Below are 15,669 nucleotides of genomic sequence, written 5' to 3' on the forward strand. Positions count from 1 at the left end.
GGCGGTTAGCGTGGTGGCATGACGTCGCTCAGCCTCGCGGAAGAGCTGGTCCTGCTCAGCTATGACGATTCTGGGACCGCGACCGTCGCTTCCCCCGAGCTCGACTACGCGGTCGCCGGGGCGGTGTTGTGCGACCTCGCCGTCGGCGGGCAGATTTCGATCGACGCGGACGGCCGGGTGTCGGCCGACGACGTGCCCGACAGCGGGTACGTACCCGACAGCGGGTACGTACCCGACAGCGACCCGGGTCGAGGGCAGGGTCGAAAGCTGCTCGACCGGGCACGGACCAGGATCCAGGCCGAGCCCGGCCGCGCGACCCGCGACTGGGTGGTCGATCTGTCCCACGGTGTAGTCGACGAGGTACTCGGCGGGCTGGTCGCCTCGGGAGTGCTCCGCCGGGAACGGGACCGGGTGCTCTGGGTGCTGCCCCGGACCAGGTTCGCTCCGCCGGACGGCGTCGAACCGCCCGCCGAGACGGCGACCCGGCGACGGCTGGCCGCCGCCGAGCGCGGTGCTGGACCGGTCGGACCACGTACCGCCGCGTTGGCCTGCCTGCTGAACGCACTCGACGTACCTGACACCGGTGCCGCACAGCCCTTGGACGCGCAGCGCCACCCGTCCGCTGTGCTCGGGCCGGCGGCCTGGCCGATCGCCGCGACCACCGACGTCGTCGACGGGTACCGGGCAACGGTCGCCCGCGGCGTCTTCACCGCCACCGACGTCGCGACCGGCAGCTAGCTGACCCTGGTACGCGCCGGCGCGAACCGCCGCCACAGCAACCGGACCACACCGCCGCCGACCGCCCCGATCAGCACCCCGGTCGCGTTGTTGACCCAGTCGTAGCCGACACACTCGCGGCCAACGCCGAGCACCGCCTGGGCGACTTCGACGCCGGCCGGGGCCAGCAGGAGCAGCCCGGTGGCCAGCCCTGGCCGGCGGACCGCCAGAACGGTACAGAACGCCAGCGGCACGAACATCGCCACGTTGCCGACCCGTTCACCGAGCGAGTCGACGGTGACCAGCCCGGACCACAGCACCGCCGGATCGGTGAGCGACCGGAGGCACGCGGTTAGGACCTCACCGTTCGGGCCGGAAACGGAGGCCCCGGGAGCGAGCGGTACGCCGGTACCGGCCGGTGCCGGCGGCAGGGTGAGCGCGGCGATCGCGGCGGCGCCGAGAAGCATCCCGAGCGTCGGCCAGCGTGCCCAGCCGAGCCGTACGGCGAGCGGCCGGTGCACCAGCAGGCTCACGCCGGCAAGCACCGCCAGGGTGAGGAACGGCCAGGGCTGGGCGAGGAACTCGCGGGCCCAACCCAGCACCCGCTTCTCCCTACTCCTCGGCCGACGCCGACGATGACGATGACGATGACGCCGAAGATGCTACCGCCGGCTTGACCGACCTGAGCAGCACCGTCGCCACATCGACGACCTCGACGTTCTCGTCCGCCGCGCCACTGGACTGCTTGCCGGTGACCCCGTCGCCGAGCATGGTGTAGCAGAACGGGCAACCGACCGCGATGGTCTGTGCCCCGGTGGAGAGCGCCTCCTCGACCCGGTCGACGTTGACCCGCTTGCCGATCCGCTCCTCCATCCACATCCTCGCCCCGCCGGCACCGCAGCAGAACGAGCGTTCCGAGTTGCGCGGCATCTCCCGCAGCTGGGCCGTGTCGCCGCCCGCCTCGGTACCTGCGGTCAACGCGGCGCCGAGCACCTCCCGCGGCGGGCTGAACACCCGGTTGTGCCGACCCAGGTAGCACGGGTCGTGGTAGGTCAACCCACCGTCGACCGGGGTGACCGGGGTGAGCTTGCCGGCGGCGACCAGGTGGGCCAGCAGTTGGGTGTGGTGTACGACCTCGAAGTGGCCGCCGAGCTGGCCGTACTCGTTGCCGAGGGTGTTGAAGCAGTGCGGGCAGGTCGCGACGATCTTGCGTTTCGCCGGCTCCCGGTCGCCGAACGCCTCGTTGAGGGTCTCGACGTTCTGCTGGGCCAGCATCTGGAAGACGAACTCGTTGCCGATCCGCCGTGCCGGGTCGCCGGTGCAGGTCTCGCCCTCGCCGAGGATGGCGAAGTCGACGCCGGCCTCGTGCAGCAGGGTCGCCACCGCGCGGGTGGTCTTCTTCGCCCGGTCCTCGAACGCGCCGGCGCAGCCGACCCAGAACAGGTACTCGAAGTCGTCCGCCTCGCCGACCCGGGGCACCGCGAAGTCGAGCCCCTTGGTCCAGTCCTCCCGGGTGTTCGGCGGAGCACCCCACGGGTTGCCCTTGTTCTCCAGGTTGCGCAGCATCACGCCGGCTTCGCTGGGGAAGCTCGACTCGATCAGCACCTGGTAGCGGCGCATGTCGACGATGTGGTCGACGTGTTCGATGTCCACCGGGCACTGCTCCACGCAGGCCCCGCAGGTGGTGCACGACCAGAGCACGTCCGGGTCGACGACGCCGCCGTCGTCGGCGCCGCCGATCAGCGGGCGGTCGGCCTCGGCCAGCGCCAGGGCGTCGACCTTGGCGAGTTGTTCGGCCGTGCCCTTCTCCTCGCCGGTGAGATCCTTGCCGCCGCCGGCGAGCAGGTACGGCGCCTTGGCGTAGGCGTGGTCGCGCAGCGACAGCACGAGCAGCTTCGGCGACAGCGGCTTGCCGGTGTTCCAGGCCGGGCACTGCGACTGGCAGCGGCCACACTCCGTACAGGTGGTGAAGTCGAGCAGGCCCTTCCAGCTGAACTGTTCGACCTGGGCGACACCGAACTGGTCCTTCTCCGGGTCGGCCTCTTCGAAGTCGAGCGGCTTGCCGTCGCTCATCATCGGCCGCAGCGCGCCGAGGCCGGAGTTGGGCCGGCCGGGGTCCCGTTTGAAGTAGATGTTGAAGAAGGCGGCGAACCGGTGCCAGGCCACTCCCATGGTCAGCGTCAGCGCGATGACGATCAACCAGGTCATCGAGATGAGGATCTTGATCAGGGCGGTGATGCTGATCGCCGACTCGGAGGCGGGCAGGACGGCGCCGAGCGCGTGGCTCACCGGGGTGGCCCAGACCGGGAAGTCGAAGTGGTCGGTTGCCACCCGGAAGCCGCGGATCAAGAACCCGCAGATCAGTACGGCGAGCACGACGGCTTCGACGAAGTAGCCCTGCCACATCGTCGAGCCGGTGAACCGGGACCGGCCGCCGGTCCGGGTCGGCCGGTTCGCCAACCGGATCCCGATCAGCACGCCGATACCCAGCATGCCGAGGATCGAGATGAGCTCGGTGACCAGCCCGTACAGCAGCCAACCGCCGATCACCGGGATGCCGCCGCCGGCGTCGACCACCTCGAAGTACGCCTCCAGTACGAGGATGGAGAGCACGATGAAGGCGACCATGACGAACCAGTGGGCCGCCCCGACGACGCTCCATTTGAGCATCCGGGTGTGGCCGAGGGTCTCGCTCAGCATCACCTTCGCCCGGGTGGCCGGGTCACCGGTGCGGTGCGGGTCGGCCTTGCCGAGTCGGATGATCGAGACGAACTGCCAGACCGCCCGGCCGGCGAGCACCACCGCGACGGCGGTGACGATGGCGGCGACGACCGTGGTGACGATCTGGACCGTACCCATTCGTTGGCCTCCCGGTGTGCTGCGGACGAGCGGCAGAGTGACCGGAAGGCCGGCCACGGAGCTTCAGCCTACCGTCAGGTTACCCATGGGTAATGTGACGAGCGTCGCACCGAGCCGGGCGCCCGGTACTCGCCACCCTATGGCAGCGCCGCCGCCACGCCGCCGCCCGGCCCCCGACAAAACAGCAGGTCGGCCGGCATCCTCGGGGACACCGACCGACCAGGGCGGCAATGACGTACCGGCTGCGGACCGACTGCGAACCGGGTCAGCGCCAGCGGGAGAGCAGGATCAGCGAACTCACCATGGCGCCGAACCCGATCGCCAGGTTCCAGTAGCCCCAGGAGGCGACCGGGTAGGCGGTCTCCGACAGGTAGTAGACGACCAGCCAGCCGATGCCGAAGACGATCAACGAGACGGCGCTGATCGGCAGCCAGACCGGACTCGGCTTGCGGGTGGCAGCCGTCTGGGTCGGGCGGACGTCGGTCGGCGGGGTGTAGACCTTCTTCTTGCGAACCTGCGACTTGGGCACGACGCTCTCCTGGTGGCTATCATCCGGCCCGGCAACCGGACGCAGCGGCGACGGTCCATGGCCAATAATGTTCAAGAGCTAGCGTAGTCAAGTTGCCGCGATCCGGCCACGGGCCGCAGCACGGCAGCAGCGACATTTGGGCACAACCAGGTCCACCAGGTGCGATAGACCGCCCAGGTGGCCCACTATGCGGACACTTGTCGATGGCTGGCAGGCGGAGAGGGGGCCGAGGTGGAGTACACCTCCGGCAGCGCGTCCTGGCGGGACGTGGTCCGGCGTGCCGTTCGCGGGCTGCTACGTCGACGGCGCGGCGCGGAGCAGCCCGGCTGGTCCGCCGGCGTACCGCTGATCGCGCTGCTCGCCGGCCTGCTGTTCACCACCACCGCCACCACCGCCAGCGGCACCAGCCTGCGGGAGGACCGTCGACCACAGCTCGCGCAGCTGATCGACGATCGACGTACCCAGCTCGCGGCCGCCGAGAAACGCGCCGCCCAGCTGCGCGACCAGGTCGACCGGCAGACGGAGCTGGTCGCCGGGTCGGACGAGCCGATCGCCCGACAGCAGGCCCGGATCGACGCGAACCGGTCGGCGGCCGGCTTCACCGCGCTGGCCGGACCGGGCGTCATCATCGAGCTCGACGACGCGCCGCGGCTGACCGATCTGCCGGACGGTGCCAGCAACGACGACCTGGTGGTGCACCAGAGCGACGTACAGGCAGTGGTCAACGCACTGTGGGCCGGCGGCGCCGAAGCGATGTCAATCATGGATGTACGGGTGTTGGCGACCAGCGCGGTACGCTGTGTCGGGAACACGCTGTTGTTGCACGGCGGGGTCTACTCGCCCCCATTTCGGATCGCCGCGATCGGTGACCCCAGCGCCCTGCAGCAGGCGCTGGCCGACTCCGAAGGGGTGCAGTTGTTCAGGGACGCCGTGACCCACTTCCAGCTGGGCTACCAGGAGACCGTCGAAGCCGAGCTGGCCGTGCCGGCGTTCGACGGCTCGGCAGCGCTGCGGCACACCACCGTTCCGGAGTCGGCGCGATGACCCGGCCCGGGGTGCCCGGCTATCCTGGATCGCCCGGCTATCCCGACCAACCGGATGATTCTGGCCGGCACCGCGCGTACCACACCGACGACTCGACCACGGTGCTTCCCCGCTTCACCGGGTCGAACCCGGCGACAGCCCCGGCCCCGACGCCCCCGGCGCATCAGCGCCATCCCGGCTACTCGCCACAGCAACTGGCCCAGTACCAGCGCCCCCGACAGCCGGAGCGCGACGATGCCGCCCGCACCGCTGTCATCCCGGCCTACCCGGCCGAGCCGGCCGCCTCCACCACGGTGCTACCGGTCGTGATCAGCAGCTACCAACCGCCGCCGAACGGCGAGTCCCCGGCCGGCAGCGGGCGGGATCCTGGCCCCGGCGAGCGCGACGGTGCCGCCCCCCGCCGAGGTGAGCGGGTGGTCAAGTTGCGACCGGAGCGCACCGACACCGGTTACAAGAGCGTGTACTCCGAACTGACCCGGCCGACGATCTGGACCGGGCTGCGCGCCACCGCCCGGGTCACCGGAGAGCTGCTGATCACCTTCGGCATGGTGGTGCTGCTCTTCGCCGGCTACGAGATCTGGGGCAAGTCGGTCATCGTCAACGCCCACCAGGACGAGCTCAGCGACCAGCTCGCCCAGCAGTGGGCCGAAGTGCCCGAACCGGTCGTCAGCGACGGCCCGACGCCCGAGCCGGAGGCGTCCCCCACTATTCAGGTGCAGGGCACTCCGGTCGCCGGGCTCTACATCCCGAAGCTGGACAAGAACTGGATCGTCGTCGAGGGCGTCGGCCAGGACGACATCCGGTACGCACCGGGTCACTACCCGGACAGCGCCGGCCCCGGGGAGATCGGCAACTTCTCGGTGGCCGGGCACCGCAACCGGGCCACCTTCTGGCGGCTGGACGAGCTGGGCGACGGCGACACGATCGTCGTCGAGGACCGGGACACCTGGCACGTGTACGCGGTAACCCGCAACCACATCGTGCTGCCGAACCAGACCGAGGTGGTCGCCGCCGTACCCGGCGACCGCAGGGCGCAGCCGACCGAGGCGATGCTGACCCTGACCACCTGCCACCCGAAGTTCGACAACTACCAGCGGCTGATCGTGCACGCGGCGCTGGTCCGCAGCCAGCCCAAGGCCGATGGCCGACCGGCGGAACTCGGCGGCTGAGCCATGTACGCCTGGATCTGGCGCAAGCTCCCGTTCGGCACGCCCGGCAAGCTGATCGGTTCGGCGCTGCTCGCCGGGCTGACGGTCGTCCTGCTCTGGTACGTGGTCTTCCCGTGGGCCGAGCCGCTGCTGCCGTTCGACGACGTCCAGGTAACCGAGGACGGCGGCGGCACCGAACCCGCGGACGGCGGTCCGGCCGACGGCGGCACCGACGGCGACGGCGGCGACCCGGACGGTGGCGGCGCCGACGACTACGAGCTGCCGTACGACACCGAGACGAACAACCCCGTGCCCGATGAGAACGGCGACTAGAGTCAGGTGTCCGCGTGCGCGTACTGGTGATCGACAACTACGACTCGTTCGTGTTCAACCTGGTGCAGTACCTCGGCCAGCTGGGTGCCGACTGCGACGTTCGGCGCAACGACGAGATCTCCGTCGACGGGGTCGGCCGGCTCGGCGCGGCCGGCGTGCTGCTCTCCCCCGGGCCGGGTGCGCCGGACAGCGCCGGCATCTGCCTGGAGGTCATCGAGCGGTACGCCGGACAGCTGCCGATCCTCGGCGTCTGCCTCGGCCACCAGGCGATCGGTGCCGCGTTCGGTGGTGTCGTCGAACGCGCTCCCGAGCTGCTGCACGGCAAGACCTCGCTGGTCGAGCATCGGGGCGTCGGGGTGCTGGCCGGGCTGCCGGACCCGTTCACCGCCACCCGCTACCACTCCCTCGCGGTACGCGAGGACAGTCTGCCTGCCGAGATCGAGGTCACCGGGCGTACCGCGTCCGGGGTGGTGATGGCGATGCGGCACCGGAGCCTGCCGGTCGAAGGTGTGCAGTTCCACCCCGAGTCGGTGCTCACCGAGGGCGGCCATCTGATGCTGGCCAACTGGCTGGCCGGGTGCGGTCTGCCGCAGGCCCGGCAGCGGGCACCGCGACTCGCCGCCGAGGTGGAGACCCGGCGGCGGGCCGCGTTCGTGTCGGCCTGAGCCTGGGCCCGGCCGCTAGGACCGCAGACCGCGACTCAGTCGAACAGCCGGGAGACGGTCGCGGTGGGCAGCAGGCCACCCGACCCACCGCCGGTCCCACCGCCACCCGGCGTGCTGGAGCCGCCACCGCCCTCGCCGTCACCGTCGCCCGGTGGCGGGCTGGTCGTCGGAGGCGATCCGGTCGGCGACGGGCTGCCGGTCGGGTCCGGCGACGGCTCCTCCTGCCGGGGCTGGGAGACCACGATCTCCACCCGGGAGTTGACCCGATGCTCGCCGTTGTTCGGGCTCTGGCTGGTGACGATACCGGCGTCTGCCGGGTCGACTTCCTCCCCGTCGATCACCCGCGGGTCGAAGCCGCGGTTTTCAAGCGTCGCAACGGCCTGGGCTTCGGTATAGCCGACGACGTTCGGCATGTCCCGCAGGTTGTTGAGCGAGACGTGCACCTCGACCTCGCTGCCCACCTCCACCATCTCGCCGGCGCTGGGCACCTCGACCACCTGGTCCTTCGGCGCCGAGCTGTCGACTTCTTCGAAGACGGCGATCAGTTCGAGGTCGGTGAGCTGCTGCTCGGCCCCGCTACGGGTGAAGCCCTCCATGTCGGGCACCTGGACCGTGCCCGGGCCGGCGCAGACGGTGAGGGCCACCTCGGTGCCCGGCTCGACGGCACCCGGCTCCGGCGACTGCTCGACGACGGTGTTGAGCGTGCAGTTCGGGTCGACGCGGGGGGTTTCATTGAAGGTCAACTGCAGGTCGGTGACGGCCAGCCGGGCCTGTTCGATCGGCTCGTTGACCAGGTTGGGCAGATCGACGGTGACCGGCTCGTCGGGGTCCTGGTTCATCCAGATCAGCCCGGTGGCCAGGGCGATCACCGCGAAGACGCCCAGCGCGCTGAGCCCGGCGATGACCGCCGGCGAGGTCCGCTTCGGCGGCGGGCCGCCGACGCCGCCGGAAATCCGCTGGGTCGAGCCGGTACGCCCGGTGGCGCCCATCGCGACGGTTTCGTCGTCGCGCAGCACCGGGGTGGCCAGCACCGGCCGGCCGGAGGCGGCGCGCAGCAGGTCGGCGCGCATCTCGCCGGCGCTCTGATAGCGGTTGACCGGGTTCTTGGCCAGCGCTTTCAAGACGATCGCGTCGATCGCCGGGGTGACGTCCCGGTTGATCTCGCTCGGTGCCCGCGGGTCCTCCCGGACGTGCTGGTAGGCGACGCTGACCGGGCTGTCCCCGACGAACGGCGGATGGCCGCAGAGCAGCTCGAACAGCACGCAGCCGGCCGCGTAGACGTCGGATCGGGCGTCGACCGACTCGCCCCGGGCCTGCTCCGGGGAGAGGTACTGCGCGGTGCCGATCACCGCCGAGGTCTGGGTCATCGTGGTCGCCCCGCTGGCCAGCGCGCGGGCGATGCCGAAGTCCATCACCTTGACCTGGTCGGTCTGGGTGAGCATGACGTTGCCGGGCTTGATGTCCCGGTGGATGATGCCGTGCCGGTGGCTGAACTCCAGGGCGGCGCAGACGTCGGCGCAGTACTCCAGGGCCCGACGCGGGTGCAGCCGGCCCTCGGCGGCGAGCACCTCCTTGAGGGTGCGGCCGTTGACGAACTCCATGACGATGAACGGCAGCGTCTCGCCGGTCGCGGCGTACTCCTCGCCGGTGTCGTAGACCGCGACGATCGCCGGGTGGTTGAGCGACGCGGAGTTCTGCGCCTCCCGCCGGAAACGTTCCTGGAAGGTCCGGTCCCGGGCCAGGTCGGTGCGCAGCATCTTGATCGCGACATCACGGCCGAGCCGCAGGTCACGGCCGCGGTGAACCTCGGCCATACCGCCGTAGCCGAGCAACTCGCCGACCTGGTACCTGCCACCTAGCAGGCGGGCCTGCGCGGTCATCGTCCTTGTCGTCCTTCGCTCGTCTGGTCGTCATCGGATCGGACCAAGTCGGGTGCTTCCATCGACGGTACGGGTACCACGCTGGTTTCGACGTGTCCGGCTGCCATCTGGTTCTCAGCCGTAACCAATCGCACCACGGGTTGCCCCAGGGCGGCCGAGTTGCTGGCGTTCTGGATGATCTGGTAAGCGACCAGCCCGGTGCAGAGCAACACGATCAACACTCCGAGGATGATCGCCAGGACGGTGAACACTTGCCGGTGCAGGCCACCGGACCGCTGGGGCGGGGCTGGTGGCCGGTTGTAGCCGTACGGGTTGGGTGGACGACCCGACGCGGGAAGGGGCTGCCGCGCCGGGGTGGCAGGGTGATGGTATCCGGCCGGATACCCGCCCGGCATCATCGGCGCGGTGGCGGGCCGGTAGCCGGGTGGTCCGGGCATCGGCTGCCCCGGCGGCGGCCGCTGACCGGGCGGCACCGAATTGGGCGGCACCGAGCCGGGGTGCATCGGCCCCGGCGACATCGGCCCGGGAGACATCGGCCCGGGAGACATGGGTGCGGGGCCGGACGCCATCGGCGAGACCGGCGCCGCCGAGGTGGGCCGGGGCGCGGCCGGGTGCTGGCCCGGATGCTGCTGGCCCGGATGCTGCTGGGCGTGTGGTGGTCGGGGCGGCCCGGCCGGTGGCCGGGCCTGGCCGGCGAGTGTGGTGGCGGCCTGCCGGGAGACGGCGGCCATCGTGGCGGCGGTCTGCCAGCGTGCCGAAGGATCCTTGGCGAGCGCGCGCTCGACGAAGCTGCGGACCACAGGTGGGATGTCCGACGGCAGCGCGCGCGGCACCTCACGCACGTGCTTCATGGCGATTTCCAGCGGATTGTCGCCCTCGAACGGCCGCCGACCGGACAGACACTGGTAGGCGACCACGCCGAGCGCGTACACGTCGGAAGCCGGCGTCGCGACCGAACCGGACGCCTGCTCCGGGGAGATGTAGGAGGCGGTGCCGAGCACCGAGCCGGCGGCGGTCAACTGGCCGACGATCTCCGAGCGGGCGATGCCGAAGTCGGTCAGCACCAGCGTGCCGTTGGGTCGTACCAGCAGGTTGCCCGGCTTGACGTCGCGGTGCACGATGCCCTTCTCGTGGGCCGCGTGCAGCGCGTCGGCGGCCTGGGCGATCAGCGCCATGGTGCGGGCCGGGGTGAGCCGCCCGACCCGGGACAGGGTCCGCGACAACGCGTCGCCCTCGACGTACTCCATCACCAGGAAGGCGATGTGCTTGTCGCTGCCGTAGTCGTAGACGTCGACCACGCCGGGATGGTTGATGGTGGCCATGGTGCGGGCCTCGCCGCGGAACCGTTCGGCGAAGCCGGGCTCCTCCAGCAGCGCGGGAAGCAGGCTCTTGACCGCGACGGTACGGCCGAGCACCTCGTCGGTGCCGCGCCACACGTCGCCCATCCCGCCGCTGGCGATGCGCTCGTCGAGCCGGTAGCGGCCACCGAGCAGGACTCCGGAGCTCAGCATCTCATCGCCCCTCACGCTCGGCGACGAGTGCCCGCATGATCTGCCCGGCGATCCGGGCCGCTTCCCCGCTGCCGCCGCTGCCGGCACCTTCCAGCAGTACGCAGACCGCCGAGATCGGCTCACCGTCCTCGGACGTCACGTAGCCGATGAACCACCCGTGGTCCTCGTCGCCCTCGCCGGCCTGCGCGGTGCCGGTCTTGCCGCCGACGGTGTACCCGTCGATCCGGGCGTTGCGGCCGGTGCCGTTGCGCACCACGCTGACCATCATCTCCTGCAGGTCGGCGGCGACCGACCCGCTCACCGACTGGCGCAGCTCCCGCGGGTCCGCGGTGTAGTAGCTGCTGGTCCGGTCGGCGTGCAGCAGCTGCTGGATCACGTACGGACGCATCTGACTGCCGCCGTTGGCCACCGCCGCCGCGATCATCGCGCCTTCCAGCGGGGTCATCCGGACGTTGTTCTGGCCGATCGACGACTGGGCCAGCGCCGCGCCGTCCTCGCTGCCGTCCGGGTTCGTGATGTCGCCGGTCCGGCTGGCCGCGACCGGCAGGCCGTCGTCGCCGCTGGTCCGGCCGACGACCAGCTCCTCGTCCTCGAAGCCGAAGTCGCGGGCCTTGGCCTTGACCACCTCGGCGCCGAGCTCCACGCCCAGCTTGGCGAAGCCGGTGTTGCACGAGTCGGTCAGGGCGGTGATCAGGGTGACCTCGTCCTGGGGGCAGATGGAGTCGACGGCGTTGCGGATGTCGGTGCCGGAGTCGGGATGCCGGTAGACCGGGCCGGCGGAGATCGGCGTCTCGACGGTGGTGCCGTTCTCCAGGGCCGCCGCCGCGACGACGACCTTGAAGGTGGAGCCAGGCGGCAGCACCTCGCCGAGGGCCCGGTTGTTCAGCGGGCGGTTCGGGTCGCTGTCCAGCTCGTTGAAGGCCTCCTGGGCCGCCCCGGTGTCGTGGCTGGCCAGCGGGTTCGGATCGAAGCTAGGCAGCGACACCAGGGCCTGCAGCGCGCCGGTACGCGGATCGACCGCGACCGCCGCGCCCACGTCGACGCCGACCCGGTTCTCCAGCAACTGCCGGTACGCGGTCTCCTGCGCCCGCCGGTTGATGGTGAGCAGCACGTTCCCGCCGCCGGTCTCCTCGCCGGTGAACAGGTCCCGGACCCGGTCGGCGAAGAGTTGGTCGCTGGTGCCGGCGAGGAACTCGTTCTCGGCCTTCTCCACGCCGGTGGCGGCCAGGTTGACCGGCTTGTAGCCGATCACGTGCGCGTAGAGCTCGTTGTCCGGGTAGGTCCGCAGGTACTGCAGCTCGCCGTCGGTCGGGGTGCTGGTGGCCAGGGCCCGGGCGCCGGCTTCGATGTTGCCGCGTTGCCGGTCGTACTCGGCTACCTGCACCCGGCCGTTGTAGTCGCTGGTGCGGTACTCCTCGGCCTTGTAGCCCTGGACCCAGTTGAGGTTCACGAAGAGCAGGCCGAACAGAACCATGATGACCATGCCGACCCGGCGCAGTGGGGCGTTCATCGGCGGATCACCTCCGTCGGCGCGCCGTGCAGCTGGGCAGGTGGTCCGGCCGGCGTACCGGGCGGCCGGGGCTCGGCGCCCACCACCGGCCGGCGGCCGGCGTCGGAGATCCGCAGCAGCATCGCCACCAGCAGCCAGTTCGCCATCAGCGACGAGCCGCCGGCGGACAGGAACGGGGTGGTCTGGCCGGTCAGCGGGATCAGCCCGCTGATCCCGCCGACGATCACGAAGACCTGCAGGGAGAGGGTGAACGCCAGGCCACCGGCGAGCAGCTTGCCGAACGAGTCGCGTACCGCCAGGCCGGCCCGCAGCCCGCGCTCGGCGACCAGCAGGTAGACGACCAGCAGCGCGGAGAGCCCGAACAGGCCGATCTCCTCGCCGAGGCCGGCGAAGATGAAGTCGTTGTGCACCTCCGGCACCTTCAGCGGCTGGCCGCCGCCGGGTCCGGCGCCGAACAGCCCGCCGGTGCCGAGCCCGAGCAGGCCCTGGACCAGTTGATAACCGTCGTTGTACGGGTCGGAGAACGGGTCGAGCCAGATGTTCGCCCGCTGGTAGAAGTTGGCGAACGGGCCGCCGACGATGTTGCCCAGGTGGTACGCCAGGAACGCCCCGCCGAAGAACAGCAGCAGACCGATGATCAGCCAGCTGACCCGTTCGGTGGCGACGTACAGCGTCACCACGAACATGCCGAAGTAGAGCAGCGACGTCCCGAGGTCCTTCTGGAAGACCAGGACCAGGACGCTGAGCAGCCAGACCACCAGCACCGGGCCGAGGTCCCGGCCCCGGGGGAAGTCGATCCCGAGCACCCGCCGGCTGGCCAGCGACAGCACTTCCCGCTTGCGGACCAGGTAGTACGCGAAGAACGACAGCAGGGCCAGCTTGGCGAACTCGCCGGGCTGGATGGAGAAGCCGCCGATCATGATCCACAGTTTGGCGCCGTTGACCTCGGAGTACCGCGCCGGCAGCACCGCCGGGATCATCACCAGCACGATTCCGGCCAGCCCGAGGGTGTACGCGTACCGGGCGACGACCTGGTGGTCACGGACCAGGATGAGCAGCCCGGCGGCGAGCACCACGGCGGCCAGGGTCCAGGCCAGTTGCCGCCCGCCGGTGCCGGCGAAGATCGGGTAGTCGATCCGTTCGGCAACGGCCACCTGCGCCAGGTCGTAGCGGCGCAGGAAACCGACGCCGATGCCGTTGAGCAGGGCCACCGCCGGCAGCAGGGCCGGGTCGGCGTGCGGGGCGAAGAACCGGATGACCAGGTGCAGGCCGACGAAGACCGCGCCGACCACGGCGGTCGGCACCCAGAAGCCGGGCCGGATGGTGCCGAGCACGGCTGCTTCGGCCGCAGCCGAGTAGAGCGCGACCACGGCGAGCGCGAGGGCCAACAGGCCGAGTTCGGCGTTTCGCCGCGTCCTGATGGGGCGGATCCGCGGCATCTCACCGGTGATGGCCGGCGGGGCGGGTCCGACTGAAGCGGTCACTGGGTTTCCTTCACCTCGCTCGCCGGCCTCAGCCGACCGTCCGGCAACCGGCCGGGTTGGTGACCGGCGGGACCGGCTCGACCGGTGGGGCGTCCGGGGAGCTCTCCGGGGCACCGGAGGGGCTCGGGGTGCCGCCCGGTGACGGGCTGTTCGCCGAGCCGGTCGGTGATCCGGAGACGAGACCGTCGGGCGCGGCACCCGGCGAACCGGTCGCGTCGACCTCCGACGACGGCGTGGGCGTCGGGGTGGGCGTGGGGGTCGGGGTGGGCGTCGGCGGGCAGATCGGCTTCAGGTTGGGATTGCCCGGGTCGTCCCGGGTAAGTTCCAGCAGGTGCCGCTGCGCCTCGGCTTCGCTGCCCGCGTGGATGCCGCGCTTGACCCGGTCCTGGGCGACGGTGGTCAGGTCGTCCAGGGCGAGGTCGCTGGTCTGGTGCACGGTGGAGAGGCTGACGCCGGCCACCTCGCCCGGCATGCCCTGGAAGATCGCCAGTTGACCGTCGCCGGTGGCGCCGACGTAGTACTGCCGTTGGGTGTAGGCCCAGCCGGCCCAGACCCCGCCGCCGAGGATGCCGACCAGCACGACCAGCACGATCGCCGCGCGCAGCGGCCGGCGGCGGGGGCGTTGCGGGTCGTCGTCCGACGCGGCAGCGGCGGCGACCGGCTCCGGCGCGGCGGCCCGGGGCGCGGACAGCGCGGAGGCCCGGGCGGCCGGGGTGGAGTCGTCGGCGGCGGTGGCCATGCCCCGGTCGCGGGCGGCGGCACCGCCGACGATCGGCGCCTGCTCGTGGATGCTCTGGTCGGTGGCGTCGGCCACGACGACGGTGATGTTGTCCGGGCCGCCGCCGCGCAGCGCCAACTGGACCAGGCGTTCGACGCACTTGCCCGGATCGGTGTACTCGCGCAGCGTCTCGGCGATGGTGTCCGGGCTGACCACGCCGGACAGCCCGTCACTGCAGATCAGGTAGCGGTCGCCCGCGACGACCTGGCGTACCGAGTACTCCGGGTCGATGTCCCGGCCGTCCAGCGCCCGGGTCAGCAGCGACCGCTGGGGGTGGCTGCTGGCCTCCTCGGCGCTGATCCGGCCCTCGTCGACCAGCATCTGGACGTAGGTGTCGTCCTTGGTGATCTGCGCGAACTCCCCGTTGCGCAGCAGGTACGCCCGGGAGTCGCCGATGTGCACCATGCCGATCTTGCTGCCGGAGAAGAGCGTCGCGGTCAGCGTGGTGCCCATTCCCTCCAGATGGGGGTTGGCGTCGACGGTGTCCCGCAGGTGCTGGTTGGCCAGGCCGACGGCGCCGCGTAGGGCGTCGACCATGGCGTCGCCGGGGACGTCCTCGTCGAGCGGGGCCAGTGCCCCGATGACAAGGTTGCTGGCGACGTCACCGGCGGCCATCCCGCCCATGCCGTCGGCCACGGCGAGCAGCCGCGGCCCGGCGTAGACGGAGTCCTGGTTTCCGTCACGGATCAGTCCGCGGTCACTGTGGGCGGCATAGCGCAGGGTCAGAGTCATGGCCGTAACTCAAGAGATGTGCGGCCGATCCGGATCGGCACGGCGAGGGGTACGGGGGTAGGTCCGGTGACCTTAGCGCGGTCCAGGTAGGTCCCGTTAGTGGAACCCATGTCTTCGATGAACCATTGGCCGTCCCGGGGCATGAGCCGGGCGTGTCGCGCCGAGGCGTAGTCATCGGTGATGACCAGGGTAGAGTCCTCCGCCCGACCTATCGTGATCGGAGACTCACCCAAAGTAATTTTGGTCCCGGCCAGCTGACCTGCGGTCACTACGAGCTGATGAGCGGCCCGCCCCCGTTTGACCTTGGCCGGCCGGGCCGGTGCCGTACTGCTGCTGACCCCGCGCGGAGCCGCGACCAGGCGGCTGGACCGGGCACCGGCGAACAGATCCCGACGGATCACCCCCACCACCGTGAACACGAAGATCCACAGCAGGACGATGAAGCCGACCCGGGCGACGGCAACGACGAATTCGGGCAA

At 71.0% G+C, this 15,669-nt stretch carries 13 protein-coding genes and 1 pseudogene; 5 read left to right on the forward strand and 9 right to left on the reverse strand.

All coding sequences use genetic code 11. The annotated features are described in order from the left end of the window. Nucleotides 1–18: 18 nt before the first annotated feature. Nucleotides 19–738, forward strand: a complete 720-nt coding sequence (locus EDC02_RS35845) for a GPP34 family phosphoprotein (protein ID WP_123606546.1) — start codon at nucleotides 19–21, stop codon at nucleotides 736–738. Here EDC02_RS35845 and EDC02_RS35850 read toward each other — a convergent pair. From EDC02_RS35850 to EDC02_RS35860, 3 genes are all read right to left on the reverse strand, one after another. Next, the gene (locus tag EDC02_RS35850; RefSeq protein WP_123606547.1) at nucleotides 735–1,319 is read right to left on the reverse strand and encodes a VanZ family protein; all 585 of its coding nucleotides are present in this window, start codon (nucleotides 1,317–1,319) and stop codon (nucleotides 735–737) included. The two genes, EDC02_RS35845 and EDC02_RS35850, sit on opposite strands and share 4 nt — an antisense overlap. Before the next feature lie 10 nt (nucleotides 1,320–1,329). Beyond that, nucleotides 1,330–3,576 carry a heterodisulfide reductase-related iron-sulfur binding cluster gene (locus EDC02_RS35855; RefSeq protein WP_123606548.1) on the reverse strand — a complete coding sequence of 749 codons (2,247 nt, stop codon included), beginning with the start codon at nucleotides 3,574–3,576 and terminating at the stop codon, nucleotides 1,330–1,332. A 265-nt stretch (nucleotides 3,577–3,841) separates the two neighbouring features. Further along, the gene (locus EDC02_RS35860) at nucleotides 3,842–4,105 is read right to left on the reverse strand and encodes a cell division protein CrgA (protein WP_123606549.1); all 264 of its coding nucleotides are present in this window, start codon (nucleotides 4,103–4,105) and stop codon (nucleotides 3,842–3,844) included. A gap of 231 nt (nucleotides 4,106–4,336) precedes the next feature. Here EDC02_RS35860 and EDC02_RS35865 point away from each other — a divergent pair, with 231 nt between their 5' ends. The 4 genes and pseudogenes from EDC02_RS35865 (at nucleotide 4,337) to EDC02_RS35880 (ending at nucleotide 7,295) form a co-directional block, all read left to right on the forward strand. After that, complete coding sequence (locus tag EDC02_RS35865) at nucleotides 4,337–5,149, forward strand: DUF881 domain-containing protein (protein WP_123606550.1); 813 nt, start codon at nucleotides 4,337–4,339, stop codon at nucleotides 5,147–5,149. Between the two features lie 389 nt (nucleotides 5,150–5,538). Continuing rightward, nucleotides 5,539–6,318, forward strand: a pseudogene (locus EDC02_RS35870) (class E sortase); the annotation flags it as partial. A gap of 3 nt (nucleotides 6,319–6,321) precedes the next feature. Next, entirely contained in the window at nucleotides 6,322–6,630 is a 309-nt protein-coding gene (locus EDC02_RS35875) for a hypothetical protein (protein WP_123606552.1), read from the forward strand. Nucleotides 6,631–6,644: 14 nt separating this feature from the next. Beyond that, on the forward strand, nucleotides 6,645–7,295 hold the full coding sequence (locus tag EDC02_RS35880; protein WP_123606553.1) for an aminodeoxychorismate/anthranilate synthase component II: 651 nt from the start codon (nucleotides 6,645–6,647) through the stop codon (nucleotides 7,293–7,295). A gap of 35 nt (nucleotides 7,296–7,330) precedes the next feature. Here EDC02_RS35880 and pknB read toward each other — a convergent pair whose 3' ends face one another. The 6 genes from pknB to EDC02_RS35910 all read right to left on the reverse strand — a co-directional run bounded on the left by pknB (nucleotide 7,331) and on the right by EDC02_RS35910 (nucleotide 15,669). Further along, the gene (gene pknB / locus EDC02_RS35885; RefSeq protein ID WP_123606554.1) at nucleotides 7,331–9,175 is read right to left on the reverse strand and encodes a Stk1 family PASTA domain-containing Ser/Thr kinase; all 1,845 of its coding nucleotides are present in this window, start codon (nucleotides 9,173–9,175) and stop codon (nucleotides 7,331–7,333) included. Continuing rightward, the gene (locus EDC02_RS35890; protein ID WP_123606555.1) at nucleotides 9,172–10,686 is read right to left on the reverse strand and encodes a serine/threonine-protein kinase; all 1,515 of its coding nucleotides are present in this window, start codon (nucleotides 10,684–10,686) and stop codon (nucleotides 9,172–9,174) included. Before EDC02_RS35890 ends, pknB begins: the two co-directional genes overlap by 4 nt. 1 nt (nucleotide 10,687) lies before the next feature. Next, nucleotides 10,688–12,196 (reverse strand): penicillin-binding transpeptidase domain-containing protein, encoded by a 1,509-nt coding sequence (locus EDC02_RS35895; RefSeq protein ID WP_123606556.1) that lies wholly within the window; start codon nucleotides 12,194–12,196, stop codon nucleotides 10,688–10,690. Then, a complete protein-coding gene (locus EDC02_RS35900) occupies nucleotides 12,193–13,635 on the reverse strand; it encodes an FtsW/RodA/SpoVE family cell cycle protein (protein WP_123607420.1) in 1,443 nt (480 codons plus the stop codon). Before EDC02_RS35900 ends, EDC02_RS35895 begins: the two co-directional genes overlap by 4 nt. A gap of 73 nt (nucleotides 13,636–13,708) precedes the next feature. Beyond that, nucleotides 13,709–15,190 carry a PP2C family serine/threonine-protein phosphatase gene (locus EDC02_RS35905; RefSeq protein WP_123606557.1) on the reverse strand — a complete coding sequence of 494 codons (1,482 nt, stop codon included), beginning with the start codon at nucleotides 15,188–15,190 and terminating at the stop codon, nucleotides 13,709–13,711. Further along, nucleotides 15,187–15,669 (reverse strand): FHA domain-containing protein, encoded by a 483-nt coding sequence (locus tag EDC02_RS35910; protein ID WP_123606558.1) that lies wholly within the window; start codon nucleotides 15,667–15,669, stop codon nucleotides 15,187–15,189. The genes EDC02_RS35905 and EDC02_RS35910 overlap by 4 nt, the downstream gene beginning before the upstream one ends.

Origin of the sequence: Micromonospora sp. Llam0 (genome assembly GCF_003751085.1) — a bacterium.
Classification (GTDB): Bacteria; Actinomycetota; Actinomycetes; order Mycobacteriales; family Micromonosporaceae; genus Micromonospora_E.